The 12,952-nt window shown below is 38.1% G+C and carries 12 protein-coding genes; 7 read left to right on the top strand and 5 right to left on the bottom strand.

Translation table 11 applies throughout. The features are described 5' to 3' along the window. Positions 1-56: 56 nt before the first annotated feature. Positions 57-659 carry a nucleoid occlusion factor SlmA gene (slmA, locus tag GWJ05_RS01865; protein ID WP_036933393.1) on the top strand — a complete coding sequence of 201 codons (603 nt, stop codon included), beginning with the start codon at positions 57-59 and terminating at the stop codon, positions 657-659. A gap of 306 nt (positions 660-965) precedes the next feature. Here the strand turns inward: slmA and pyrE are convergent, their stop codons facing one another. Together pyrE and rph are read right to left on the bottom strand one after the other, a co-directional pair. Then, positions 966-1,610, bottom strand: a complete 645-nt coding sequence (pyrE, locus tag GWJ05_RS01860) for an orotate phosphoribosyltransferase (protein WP_036933394.1) — start codon at positions 1,608-1,610, stop codon at positions 966-968. Positions 1,611-1,690: 80 nt separating this feature from the next. After that, positions 1,691-2,407: a ribonuclease PH gene (gene rph, locus GWJ05_RS01855; RefSeq protein WP_036933396.1), complete on the bottom strand. Its 717-nt coding sequence runs from the start codon at positions 2,405-2,407 to the stop codon at positions 1,691-1,693. Positions 2,408-2,532: 125 nt separating this feature from the next. Between rph and GWJ05_RS01850 the strand changes: the two genes are divergently transcribed. Beyond that, positions 2,533-3,396, top strand: coding sequence for a YicC/YloC family endoribonuclease (locus GWJ05_RS01850; RefSeq protein WP_036933397.1), 864 nt, complete (start codon positions 2,533-2,535; stop codon positions 3,394-3,396). Positions 3,397-3,498: 102 nt separating this feature from the next. Here GWJ05_RS01850 and murQ read toward each other — a convergent pair whose 3' ends face one another. Continuing rightward, entirely contained in the window at positions 3,499-4,398 is a 900-nt protein-coding gene (murQ, locus tag GWJ05_RS01845) for an N-acetylmuramic acid 6-phosphate etherase (RefSeq protein WP_087803793.1), read from the bottom strand. A gap of 108 nt (positions 4,399-4,506) precedes the next feature. On the opposite strand from murQ, the gene GWJ05_RS01840 reads away from it, so the two are divergent. Then, positions 4,507-5,244 (top strand): tetratricopeptide repeat protein, encoded by a 738-nt coding sequence (locus GWJ05_RS01840; RefSeq protein WP_036933401.1) that lies wholly within the window; start codon positions 4,507-4,509, stop codon positions 5,242-5,244. A 94-nt stretch (positions 5,245-5,338) separates the two neighbouring features. On the opposite strand, the gene GWJ05_RS01835 is transcribed toward GWJ05_RS01840, so the two are convergent. Beyond that, positions 5,339-5,797, bottom strand: coding sequence for a GNAT family N-acetyltransferase (locus GWJ05_RS01835; protein WP_161681030.1), 459 nt, complete (start codon positions 5,795-5,797; stop codon positions 5,339-5,341). Between the two features lie 129 nt (positions 5,798-5,926). On the opposite strand from GWJ05_RS01835, the gene pdxR reads away from it, so the two are divergent. Beyond that, positions 5,927-7,414, top strand: a complete 1,488-nt coding sequence (gene pdxR / locus GWJ05_RS01830) for a MocR-like pyridoxine biosynthesis transcription factor PdxR (protein WP_036933406.1) — start codon at positions 5,927-5,929, stop codon at positions 7,412-7,414. A 55-nt stretch (positions 7,415-7,469) separates the two neighbouring features. On the opposite strand, the gene GWJ05_RS01825 is transcribed toward pdxR, so the two are convergent. Continuing rightward, positions 7,470-8,039 (bottom strand): class I SAM-dependent methyltransferase, encoded by a 570-nt coding sequence (locus GWJ05_RS01825; RefSeq protein ID WP_036933408.1) that lies wholly within the window; start codon positions 8,037-8,039, stop codon positions 7,470-7,472. Positions 8,040-8,512: 473 nt separating this feature from the next. Between GWJ05_RS01825 and asd the strand changes: the two genes are divergently transcribed. The 3 genes from asd to pepT all read left to right on the top strand — a co-directional run bounded on the left by asd (position 8,513) and on the right by pepT (position 12,893). Continuing rightward, positions 8,513-9,619: an aspartate-semialdehyde dehydrogenase gene (gene asd, locus GWJ05_RS01820; RefSeq protein WP_036933409.1), complete on the top strand. Its 1,107-nt coding sequence runs from the start codon at positions 8,513-8,515 to the stop codon at positions 9,617-9,619. 449 nt (positions 9,620-10,068) lie between these two features. Then, a complete protein-coding gene (locus GWJ05_RS01815) occupies positions 10,069-11,616 on the top strand; it encodes an AbgT family transporter (protein WP_036933412.1) in 1,548 nt (515 codons plus the stop codon). Positions 11,617-11,654: 38 nt separating this feature from the next. Then, positions 11,655-12,893: a peptidase T gene (gene pepT / locus GWJ05_RS01810; protein WP_192940847.1), complete on the top strand. Its 1,239-nt coding sequence runs from the start codon at positions 11,655-11,657 to the stop codon at positions 12,891-12,893. Positions 12,894-12,952 lie beyond the last annotated feature (59 nt).

Here is a 12,952-nt window from a genome sequence, read left to right as displayed (position 1 = left end):
ATTTGAGTGCAAAGGTTTACTGATTTGTTTTGCTTTTAGCAGGGGCCTTATCAGTCATGGCAGAAAAAAAAGAAACCAAAAAGAAAAGAAATAGACGGGATGAAATCTTACAATCACTAGCTCAAATGTTAGAGTCAAGTGATGGTAGCCAACGCATTACAACGGCAAAACTTGCAGCCACTGTCGGTGTATCTGAAGCGGCACTCTATCGACATTTCCCAAGTAAAACCAAAATGTTTGATAGCCTGATTGAGTTTATCGAAGACAGCTTAGTCTCTCGTATTAATTTGATCTTAAAAGACGAGAAAGAAACGATAGCAAGAATTCGCTTAATTCTTATCTTGATCCTCGGTTTTGCTGAAAAAAATCCAGGCCTATCTCGTATTTTAACGGGTCATGCTTTGATGTTTGAGCAAGATAGATTACAAGGTCGTATAAATCAACTTTATGAGCGCATTGAAGTTCAACTTCGACAAGTTATCAAAGAGCGTAAAATTCGTGAAGGTAGTACTTTCTTACACGATGAAGCCTTGATCGCCTCACAATTACTCGCTTTTTGTGAAGGCATGCTAGCGCGCTTTGTACGCACTGAATTTCGTTATCACCCGACCCAAGAATTTGAAGCGCGTTGGCCATTAATATTGGCACAGTTACAATGAATTGATGGACTCGTGATTTAACTCAAGAATTTGAAATTGACAAATATGCCGTTTTTTTCTTATTTGTGTTAACATGCATCCTCTGGTACAGAAGTACCTCAATATATTTATCCGGAATGGCATTCGTGCAGTTCCTACATTGTGGCATTAGCAAATCGCTTTGCCCCTGCTGTAAAAGTCCTTTTATATTTCAACATCTGTGGTAATTATCACAGAAGATTCATTGTACTACTCACCCCGCCCATTATTGGGCGAGGGCTTTTTTTTATTTAGAATTAACCTTTCATTTATCGTATTTTGACTTTATTAATTAACGCCATAGCGCTCACGATAAGCTTTAACCGCAGGTAAATGTTCAGATAACGTCTCACTCTCGTTTAAATAGCTGATTAAATCATCTAAGGTAATAATTGAATACACCTGGCACTGATAATCACGTTTTAGCTCTTGTATGGCAGAAAGTTTTTCTCGTCCTTTTTCTTGTCTATCTAAGCTTAATAGCACAGCCGAAAGCGTTGCATCATGCTGTTTAATAATTTCCATTGATTCCCGAATAGCAGTACCTGCTGTGATAACATCATCCACAATGACAACATCACCCTTTAATGGGCTTCCTACTAATGTTCCTCCTTCACCATGATCTTTCGCCTCCTTGCGATTAAAGCAATAAGGAATATCAATGTCATGATGTTCAATTAATGCGACTGCCGTTGTGGTTGCAATAGGGATCCCCTTATAAGCGGGCCCAAACAACACATCACAAGGTACATTATTATCTAATAATGTTTGTGCATAAAATTGCCCCAGTAAAGCCAAATCACGCCCTGTATTAAATAAACCGGCATTAAAAAAGTAAGGACTCACTCGTCCTGATTTCAGTGTAAATTCACCAAATTTCAAAACATTTTTTGCTAATGCTAGTTCGATAAAGCGGCGTTGGTAGGCTTTCATTTTTTTCTCCTCTCTACGTTACTTGATGACAAAATTTAGGCATAAAAAAGGCGACTTCTCAGTCGCCTTAAATATAAAATCTATTGCTTAAGCGCCTCTTTTTGCGCTTCAAATATCTTCTCTAATCCCCCCTTCGCAAGGGCGAGTAAAGCAAGCAATTCTTCATGACTAAATGGCGCGCCTTCGGCCGTACCTTGAACTTCAATCATACGACCATCATCGATCATCACCACATTCATATCGGTTTCTGCTGCGGAATCTTCAACATATTCAAGATCGCATAATGGTTCACCATCAACAATCCCCACAGAGACTGCAGCTACCATTGATTTAAGCGGGCTTTTTTTCAGCTTACCTTCTTCAACCATTTTATTTAATGCATCAACTAATGCCACACAAGCACCAGAGATAGAAGCTGTACGAGTACCACCATCAGCTTGAATAACATCACAATCAATAGTAATGGTAAATTCACCCAATGCTTTTAAATCAACCGCAGCACGTAATGAGCGTGCAATTAAACGCTGGATTTCCATAGTACGGCCAGTTTGTTTACCACGAGCCGCTTCTCGTGCATTACGGCTATTGGTTGCGCGAGGAAGCATACCGTATTCTGCGGTTACCCAACCTTGCCCTTGTCCCTTAAGAAAACGTGGTACACCGTCTTCCACAGTGGCGTTACACAAGACTTTAGTATCACCAAACTCGACTAATACAGAACCTTCAGCATGTTTTGTATAATGACGAGTGATGGTAATAGGACGTACTTGGTTTGCTTGTCTGTCTGCTGGACGCATGGTGTTATCTCCGCTTTCTCTGACATATTGGGGGCGCATTATACGACCTAAAATCGCTTATGCCTATCCTGTATCGATGCCTAAGGTTATAATCGTACCATCTTTTACACTATTGAGACCCTATTATGATCCGTAGCATGACCGCTTTTGCCCGCCGAGACATCAAAAAAGACTGGGGTAGCGCTGCATGGGAACTGCGTTCCGTAAACCAACGTTACCTTGAAACTTATATTCGTTTGCCTGAGCAATTACGTAGTTTAGAGCCTGTTATTCGTGAACGTCTACGTAATCGCTTAACGCGTGGTAAAATTGAATGTAACTTACGCTTTGATCTTAATGCCCGCTTTCAAGGCGAACTTAATCTTGATGAAAATCTGGCAAAACAACTGATTGTTTCTGCCAACTGGGTAAAAAGTCATAGCCATGAAGGGACTATCAACCCCTTTGATATTTTACGTTGGCCGGGTGTGATTTCAGCACAAGAGCAAGATTTAGATGCGATTGGGACTGAACTTTTAGCCGAATTAGATTTAGCGATTGATGCTTTTATTGCTAGCCGTGAAACCGAAGGACAATCACTCAAAGCACTTATCGAACAACGTTTAGATGCGGTTAGTGCAGAAGTAGTGAAAGTAAGAGCCCAAATGCCAGAAATATTACTCTGGCAACGTGAGCGCTTAACAAGCAAATTAGAAGAGGCTCAAGTTCAAATCGACAATAATCGTTTAGAACAAGAACTCGTGATGTTAGCGCAACGTTTAGACGTCGCTGAAGAGCTAGATAGATTAGAAGCTCACGTTAAAGAAACACGCAAAATTCTTGTGAAAAAAGAAGCAGTAGGTCGTCGTCTTGATTTTATGATGCAAGAATTTAATCGTGAATCGAATACGTTAGCATCAAAATCAATTAATACAGAAGTCACCAATTCAGCCATTGAATTAAAAGTTTTAATTGAACAAATGCGCGAGCAGATCCAAAATATTGAGTAAGATTTCTTAGCGGTTTACAGCCCATCATTAAGCCAGTAGATACCTTGTATTTACTGGCTTTTATCAAGAATAAAATTTAACTTTCTATTTAATAAATAAAAATCACTCACCCAACACCTTTCTAATAAACCCACTATTTTGATTAAGCATTTGTGTGGCTTGTTGTGCATTTACGTTTGCAAGGATCATTAAAATTGCCGTTTTACAGTGACGATGACATTGTGATAATGCTGCTTCAGCGATAGCTCTTTCACACTCTGTTGCTTGCATTACAATATGAATTTGACGTTCAACCAATTTGGCATTAGTCGCTTCAACATCCACCATTAAATTACCAAAAACTTTGCCAATTTTTATCATCGCACCTGTCGTGATCATATTTAAAATAAGTTTTTGTGCTGTACCCGCTTTCATTCGTGATGAACCCGTTATCACTTCAGCGCCCACAACCGGTGTAATCGCAATATCCGCAAGTTTAGCCATTGGGCTTTCAGGATTACAGCTAATCGCTCCCGTTATCGCTCCGAGTGATTTTGCATATTGCAAGGCCCCCATCACATACGGTGTTCGACCGCTTGCCGCAATACCCACTAAAATATCTTTATCGTTAAAATGAAGTTGGCGTAAATCCTCTTCACCTAATTGAGCATTATCTTCAGCATTCTCGACAGCTTGTAAAATCGCTTTATGCCCACCCGCAATTAAACCAATCACCATTTCATGAGGTATACCGTAGGTTGGCGGGCATTCACTGGCATCTAAGATCCCTAATCGTCCTGATGTGCCAGCACCACAATAAATCAGACGACCACCTTGAGTAAAAGCCGTGGCGACTTTATCAACGAGTTGAGCTATTTCAGGTAACACTTTTTCGACGGCTAATGGCACTTTTTTATCTTCATTATTAATGACTTTTAGCATATCTAATGTTGAAAGCGTGTCTATATTTTCACTGTTATGATTTCTACTTTCAGTGACAAGATTGCTAAGGTCAATCGCCATTATCGCTCTCCCAATATTGTTATTTATTTGATTAAGCCGAAGAAATAAACTGCTTTTATACCATTATTCTTGGTAAGATTTTCAAAATCATTACAAACGGTACTCTACATGACATTTATTAAATATATTTCGACCTTTATCAGTCTAATTACACTTTTTTTCTCTTTTTCTTTGCAGGCTAATTTTGAAGAACAAGACAAAATAAAATTTGAAAATACTCGCAAAGCAGCAGTAAACCATGATGCACAGGCTCAATATCAATTAGCTGAAATGTATCTCATGGGCACCGGGGTAGAAAAAAACCTACTAAATGCACAACTGTGGGCAAATGAAGCGATAAAAAGTGATTATGCTGATGCCTACGCACTACTTGCTGATATCTACTTATTTAATGCCGATCCTTATTTTAAAAATAATTATATCGAAGCAAAGAAATTAGCCACTCTCGCGGTAAATAAAGGGAGCCTAAGAGGTAAAATAAGTTTAGCAACCGCTCTCATTGCGCCATTATCTGGCGAAACAGATCACAAAAAAGCGATTGTATTATTAGAAGAAGTCGCAACGACTCATCAACAAGAACTTGTTTACGCTCCAATTTGGTTAGGAGTTATCTATAGTGGTGTTGGCAATGTGCCCGTAGATACGGAGAAAGCCAATATGTGGTTTGCAAAAGCTAATGAAATGACGTTTGAGGGATTTGCTCAAGCCATGGCCTCTTTTATGTTTTCTGGTCAATATCATATTATCGAGCCAAATAAACAAAAAGCTGATGAATTAATGAAACAAGCATGTGAAGAAGCAAAAAAAGTTGGCAATGAATTTTATTGCCAACAAGCGTTTAATTAACCCAAATTAAATCTTATAAATAATGCTAACTCAAAAAATAGAGGGTAATTATTACCCCCTATTTTCTCCCCTATCGGCCCTACCTAACATGCTTTTACAGCGCCATACGATATTCAATCATACCTGGCTTTTCAGCGACCCAATTATATAAGCGCTGACCACGTAAATTGGTTTCCTGTGTATGCCAATATAAGCGAGCGCAACCACGCTGTTTTGCTTGTTGATTAACAAACTCAATAAGTTGCTTACCTACATGGCGACCACGTGTGTCTGGTGAAACAAATAAATCTTCTAAATAACAAAAATCACTTTCAGCCCATGTTGAACGATGAAAAAGATAATGAACAAAACCCAATACTTTTTCACCGTCCATTGCAACAGCACAATAAACAGGCTCTTTTTCATCAAAAAAGCGCGCCCATGTCTTTAATGTTGTTTTTTCCGATAATGCAACGTTATAAAATGCTTGATAATTTAACCAATGTGGTAGCCATTGTGCATAATGCACTTGTTCAACTAATTGGATTGAAACCGTTATTGCTGTTGTGCTCATTGCTTCACTTCCTTCTACTCTTATAAACGCCATAAATAAGGTATCACCCTGTCTTCTATCGTTGTCATGGTACGTTTAACTTTGGTTCTTAATAAGGTACACTTTTTGTGTTTTTATAGGATCCACTTTATGAAACAGAAAAAAACAGCCTATTTTCCTAACCTTGTTTTAGAAGAAGGACCTATTGGTTCACAGGTTTATCACGCGATTAGAAACGCTATTTTAGAGGGACGTTTATCTTCGGGCAGTCGTCTACCATCTAGTCGTACATTAGCTGAAATGATGTCGATTTCTCGCAACTCCGTTATTGCAGGATTTGAACGTTTAATTGATGAAGGCTATTTATTTACTCGTCGTGGAGCGGGGACTTTTGTTGCAAACACAATCCCTGATGTCATTATTTCGGATAAGTGGAACAAAATACCCTATCCTCCCTTTTCACCTCAGCCACAAAGCCCATTAGACACCCTTAATCCTAATATGCAAAAAGCACACGCTTTTTGGCAACAATCACAACCCACTATCAATAGCAGTCCTATCTTTCATGTTGGTGTTGGATGTGTGGATCTTTTCCCTCATGAACTGTGGGGTAGATTATTAGGGCGGGTTTGGCGACAATCAAAAAAAGCACTCGCAACGTTTAATTCGCCAACAGGCTACACGCCATTAAAAGAGATGATATGCCAATATGTTCAATCAACTCGTGGGCTTTCTTGCCAATCTGAGCAAATCGTTATTGTCAATGGTACGCAACAAGCGATTAATCTCACCACTAGAGTACTATTACAAGAGGGCGATACTGTTTGGTTAGATGATCCTGGTTATGACAGCGCACGAGGCATCTTCACGTCTTATGGTATAAAAACATACCCTATTAGTTCAGATATTAATGGAATGAATATTTCTCAAGGAATAGCACAGTGTCCCGAAGCAAAACTCATTTTTACAACCCCGTCACATCAATTTCCTTTGGGCAATACGCTTTCACTTTCACGTCGTATCGCATTATTAGAGTGGGCATCGTCTAATAATGTGTGGATCTTTGAAGATGACTATAACAGTGAGTTTCGTTATCACACTAAACCCATTCAATCACTACAAGGGTTAGATAAATATCAGCGTGTTATTTATGCTGGCACATTCTCAAAAATGATGTATCCCGGGTTTCGTTTAGGCTTTTTAGTGGTTCCTTTATCTTTAGTTGATGCATTTAAAGCGGCTAAATACTACACCGACTCACATTCAGGTTTTTTAGAACAGGCGACATTAGCGCTATTTATTTCTCAAGGGCATTACGCCCGCCATGTGAGAAGGATAAGAAAAGCCTGCTATGAACGCTATCAAGTGTTAACTCATACCATAAAAACACATCTATCTCATGTTTTTCATGTTGAACCGACTGACTCAGGTATCCATATTGTCTGCTGGTTGCAGCCAGGTTATACAGAAGAATATATTGTAAAAAAAGCGCGAAATATTGGATTAGCCATACAACCTTTGTCTCGTTACTGTATTCAATCTTACTCTAGACAAGGTGTATTGTTAGGGTATGCGGCTCATAATACAAATGAAATTGAAAAGAGTATTCTTTTGCTTGCTCACGCTTTATCTAAATAAATAACATTTATTCTTATTGGTCATTTATGATATAAAAATCGAGTAAATTTTTTATTTACCCTATATTATTTTTAGGCGTGCAATAATAAACCCAAGCAGGGGGAACATTAAGCATGACTAATTTCTTTTCTAAATGAAAATAACGAGATAACGTTTTTTCATATCGAGTTGTATATTGAAATAAGACAAAACAGCCTTGTGTTTTTAATAACTCTTTATGTACCTGTTTTAAAACTCTTAAGCCAGTTTTCTTTGGTATAGATAAAAAAGGTAGCCCTGAAATAATCATATTATAATGACTATTCAATTTTTCTGCTGAAGCGGTATAAACCCTTAATCGATTATCGTCGATTTTATCTAACTCTGTTGCAAAACTGGGTTCTATTTCAAAAACATCTAATGAAGAATCCACCGACATTCTTTTTAATATTTGTTGGGTAATAACCCCTGTGCCAGCCCCCAACTCTGCAATTTGAATGTCCCGTTGCCAATTGAGTTTATCCAACATTTCATAACATAACCAACGAGATGAAGGCGCAATAGTACCCATAGTGGTTGGTGAAATCACAAACCGTTTTAAATACGAATAGTACGTAGATAATGGAATGACTGTTGATATATCCATTTCGCCTCCAAATACCACTTAATAAGCAGTAAAATAAAATTCAAATTCAATGAGTAACCTTCACCAGTATTTTTTATTTATGAAAATAAATCATCTATTAAACAGTAGCATTTAGTATAAAGCTTGGAGTGGCCTCTAAGTAAATACGTTTTTCTTATATATTACACTATTTTACATTTTTCTATTTTTACTCTATTTTCTTAAACAAGAATATATTTTTATTTATCCTAAAAAACAAAATAAGCTATAACAGAATATTCTTACATTTTTATGGCGAGTCCATTTTCTTTTTTAACAACTCATTGATATTTGTTCGTTCTGTGGCTTTCTTTTGTTAACTCTACGCAGACTATAAGAAACACTTCTAATTCTTTGGTCAATAATCAATAAATTCACTTGCACCTACCTCTATATTTTGTCAGGTTAGTGTGAGGTCTCTCACTATTCCTACAGACAAAGACAGGGTAATTACAATGAAAAATGTTGGTTTTGTGGGCTGGCGTGGTATGGTCGGCTCCGTTTTAATGCAAAGAATGGTTGAAGAACGTGATTTTGATGGGATAAACCCTGTTTTCTTCACCACATCTCAGTTGGGTGAAGCAGCACCCGCTTATGGTAACCACCGTAGCACTCTGCAAGATGCTTATGATATTGATACCCTAGCATCACTCGATATTATTATCAGTTGCCAAGGTGGTGACTATACCAATGAAATCTACCCAAAACTGCGCCAAGCCGGTTGGCAAGGTTATTGGATTGATGCTGCATCCGCATTACGTATGAATGATGATGCCGTGATTATTCTCGATCCCGTTAACGGTCAACATATTCAAGATAGTTTAAATAAAGGGATTAAAGCGTTTGTTGGCGGTAATTGTACGGTCAGTTTAATGCTGATGTCATTAGGGGGTCTATTTACTAATAACTTAGTAGAATGGGCAAGTGTATCTACCTATCAAGCCGCTTCTGGAGCTGGCGCTCGTCATATGAGAGAGCTACTGTCACAAATGGGCTCTTTACATAATCAAGTAGTCAAAGAGCTCGAAAATCCAGCTTCTGCCATCTTAGATATTGAACGTAAAGTGACTAACTTTACGCGTAGCGGTACGATGCCAACAGATCAATTTGGTGTTCCTCTTGCGGGTAGCTTGATCCCTTGGATTGATAAACAACTAGAAAATGGTCAAAGCCGTGAAGAGTGGAAAGGACAAGCTGAAACGAACAAGATCCTAAACACAGGTTCAAATATTATCCCTGTTGATGGTCTTTGTGTTCGTATTGGTGCGTTACGTTGCCACAGCCAAGCATTCACTCTAAAACTAAAAAAAGATTTACCTGTTGCTGACATTGAACAATTACTGGCAAGTCATAACGATTGGGTAAAAGTCATTCCTAATGATCGTGAATTGACGATTAGAGAATTAACACCTGCAGCCGTAACAGGTACATTGAGCACACCTGTAGGACGTATTCGCAAACTGAATATGGGCCCTGAATTTATTTCAGCCTTTACTGTGGGTGACCAACTGTTATGGGGTGCCGCAGAGCCTTTACGTCGTATGTTGAATATTCTGCGTTAATATTAAATCTTTAGAATATTGACCATTTTTAGAAAATAGAAATGGTTGATATTCTTATTCTCAATCGTTATTCACTTCATTGCCCACATCCCATTCTTATTTTTTCATAAAACTATTTTTTAATTTTTCATATTTTATTTATTTTTAGTTTTATGACTCTTTATAAAATACGTTTTCTGCGATACTTTCAATAATAATGCTAAAGAATTCAGACAGAATATTCAGCATAATCTACCTATTTTTATTAAAAACAGAGTGTAAAAATTAATAAAGCATTTTTTAACAACTGAAAAATAATGACGACAAAAACCTAAATATAATAATTTCTAATATATTATTAATTTTATATAAATCACGGTAACTACTTATTATTTAAAAATAAATTTACTTTGTATTGCCATTTATTTAAGGTGATTTTTATTACTTTAATAAAAAGATGCATTATAAATATGACAACACAAACACAACCCAATAAAAAAGGTTTTTTAAACCGAGTAGAGCGCATTGGTAATATCATGCCTGATGTTACGATGTTGTTCGTTTACGCCTTAGTGATCTGCTGGATATTCTCATTTTTTCTCTCTTTTGTACATTTTGATTATTTCCATCCAGTGACTAAAGAGAAAATCGCCGTCATTAATATGTTTCAATATGAAGAAATTATATTATTTGTGACAAGTGCAGTGAAAAATTTCATTAGCTTTCCTCCACTTGGAATAACGATTGTTGCAACTTTAGGGATCGGCATTGCAGAAAGTAGTGGTTTTATTAAAACGGCGTTAAAAAAGATGCTTTCGTTTATTTCTCCTAAAATGCTAACGCCAACGGTTGTATTTGTTGGTATCGTTGCGCACTTAGCCTCGGATTCCGCTTACGTTATTCTAATGCCCGTCTCAGCGATGATGTTCTATGCTAGTGGTCGTCATCCTTTAGCTGGTATCGCAGCCTCATTTGCGGGTTTAGCGGGTGGATTTACCGCAAGTTATACACCGTCAATTATTGATCCCATAATGCAAAGCTTTACTCAAGAAGCGGCGCAAATTATGGCGCCAGGATATAGTGTTAACGTTTTATGTAACTATTTTTTTAGTGTGGGCGGAACATTTGGCGTTATTTTAACGTGTTGGTATATCACTGAAAAAATTGTCGAACCTTGGTTAAATAAAAACTGCCCTGTTTCCTCTGGTATTGACACCAAAGATGCAGAGCTCGGTGAAATCACACCGACAGAAAAACGAGCATTCCGTTTTGCGGGTTGGTCCGTCATTTTAATGGGGATTGGTTTATTTGCGCTGTTATTACCAGAAACCTCACCACTACGCTCACCCGAAGGCAGTTTAACCAGTCCTAAAGCCCCAATAATGCAAATTGTTGTGCCTTTACTGTTTATCTTCTTCTCTGTACCTGGATTAATCTATGGCTATATGACGCAGTCTTTTGCCTCCACAAAAGATATCGTCAAAGCAATGGAAAATATCACTAAATCGCTGATCCCATTTATCGTTTTTGCCTTTTTTGCAGCTCAGTTCCTTTACTCTTTCCAACATTCAAATTTAGGAACGTTATTAGCGTTATCGGGTGCAGAACTACTACGTACACTTAATATGCCTTCAGGTATGACTGTATTAGGGGTGATTTTGCTCACTGCGATTTTAAATATCATGATCACCTCAGCAACATCAAAATGGGCTGTCATTGCACCTGTTTTAGTACCAATGTTAATGGCTGTCGGTATTTCACCTGAATTAACGCAAGCCGCGTTTCGTGTCAGTGATTCCGCAATGAATGTGAGTACACCGATGTTCCCATTCTATCCACTCATTTTGATGTATTGCCAAAAATACTATAAAGGGGCAGGTATCGGCACACTGTGCTCAATGATGATCCCATTCACTATTGGCTTGCTTATTGTATTAACAACGACACTGTTTATTTTCTGGGGGCTCGATATTCCTCTGGGTTTTGACAGCGGATATACATGGCAACCCGCCTCTTAGCTCACACTTATAAAAATAACTGAATTAGGAACAACATGATAATGAACACCCTAGGTCAAAAATTAGAACAGCGTTTCTTCCGTTATCTGGCAATTGAAAGCCAAAGTGATGCATCTGCATCTGTGGTACCCAGCACACAAGGGCAACTTGAGTTAGCAAAATTACTAGCTAAAGAGTTAGAAACTTATGGATTAAAAGATATCTATATCGATTCTCATGCCATTTTATATGCCATGAGGCCAGGCAATAAGCCGAATGCACCGAAAGTGGGCTTTGTTGCCCACCTTGATACTGTTGATGTAGGTATTTCGCCAGACATTCACCCGCAAACACTGCGTTATGAGGGAAACGATCTCTGCTTAAATAAAGAGAAGGATATCTGGTTTAAAGCTCAAGAACACCCCGAAGCCACACCTTATATTGGTGAAGAGATTATCTTCAGTGATGGTACAAGTGTGTTAGGTGCTGATAATAAAGCGGCGATCACCGTGGTTATGGCGTTAATGGATAAACTTCAACACGCTGATTTTGATTGCGGTGATATCTATGTGGCGTTTGTACCTGATGAAGAAATTGGGTTACGTGGCTCTAAATTGATGGATTTATCTCGCTTCAATGTTGATTTTGCTTACACCATTGATTGCTGTGCATTAGGAGAAGTCGTGTATGAAACCTTTAATGCAGCGTCCATTAATGTGTCCGTAAAAGGTATTACGGCACACCCAATGTCCGCAAAAAACGTCTTATTAAACCCAATTCGTGTTGCTCATGATTTTATTGGCTGTTTTGACCGTTTTGATACACCAGAGCACACCGAGCATCGTGAAGGTTATTTCTATGTCACTGATTTAATCGCTAATCCTGATAATGCAGTGATTAAAATGGCTATTCGTGATTTCGACAAGAAAAGCTATGAAGCACGTAAACAATACATTGCACAATCTGTTGAATTACTACGTGCTCGCCACCCTCGTGCACAAATCGACTATGAAATTGTCGATGTGTATAGCAATATCAGCGACTCCATTGGGGAAGATCGCACTGCTATCGAACTTATTTTTGAAGCATTAAAACAATTAGACATTCAACCTAACGTGATCCCAATGCGAGGAGGAACAGATGGCTCTGCACTTTCAGCAAGAGGATTACTGACACCAAACTATTTCACTGGGGCATTGAATTTCCACTCTCGTTTTGAATTTTTGCCTATTAGCTCATTTGAAAAGAGCTATTTAGTGACCGAAATGCTGTGCCGTTTAATAGGACAACGCGGATAAGCGTTATTATCAACAAAAAAGCGGAGCCGTTTTTACGGCTCCGCTTTTTCTAATCTATC

This window comes from Proteus sp. G2626 (genome assembly GCF_009915985.1).
Lineage (GTDB): Bacteria > Pseudomonadota > Gammaproteobacteria > Enterobacterales > Enterobacteriaceae > Proteus > Proteus vulgaris.
Note: the sequence above shows the minus strand (reverse complement) of the source record. Positions and strands in the feature narration are given on the sequence as shown.

Coding starts and splice junctions, on each gene's coding strand:
- slmA (WP_036933393.1), top strand. CDS start 57: ATGGCAGAAAAAAAAGAAACCAAAAAGAAAAGAAATAGACGGGATGAA.
- pyrE (WP_036933394.1), bottom strand. CDS start 1,610: ATGAAAGCCTACCAACGCCGCTTTATCGAACTAGCATTAGCAAAAAAT.
- rph (WP_036933396.1), bottom strand. CDS start 2,407: ATGCGTCCAGCAGACAGACAAGCAAACCAAGTACGTCCTATTACCATC.
- GWJ05_RS01850 (WP_036933397.1), top strand. CDS start 2,533: ATGATCCGTAGCATGACCGCTTTTGCCCGCCGAGACATCAAAAAAGAC.
- murQ (WP_087803793.1), bottom strand. CDS start 4,398: ATGGCGATTGACCTTAGCAATCTTGTCACTGAAAGTAGAAATCATAAC.
- GWJ05_RS01840 (WP_036933401.1), top strand. CDS start 4,507: ATGACATTTATTAAATATATTTCGACCTTTATCAGTCTAATTACACTT.
- GWJ05_RS01835 (WP_161681030.1), bottom strand. CDS start 5,797: ATGAGCACAACAGCAATAACGGTTTCAATCCAATTAGTTGAACAAGTG.
- pdxR (WP_036933406.1), top strand. CDS start 5,927: ATGAAACAGAAAAAAACAGCCTATTTTCCTAACCTTGTTTTAGAAGAA.
- GWJ05_RS01825 (WP_036933408.1), bottom strand. CDS start 8,039: ATGGATATATCAACAGTCATTCCATTATCTACGTACTATTCGTATTTA.
- asd (WP_036933409.1), top strand. CDS start 8,513: ATGAAAAATGTTGGTTTTGTGGGCTGGCGTGGTATGGTCGGCTCCGTT.
- GWJ05_RS01815 (WP_036933412.1), top strand. CDS start 10,069: ATGACAACACAAACACAACCCAATAAAAAAGGTTTTTTAAACCGAGTA.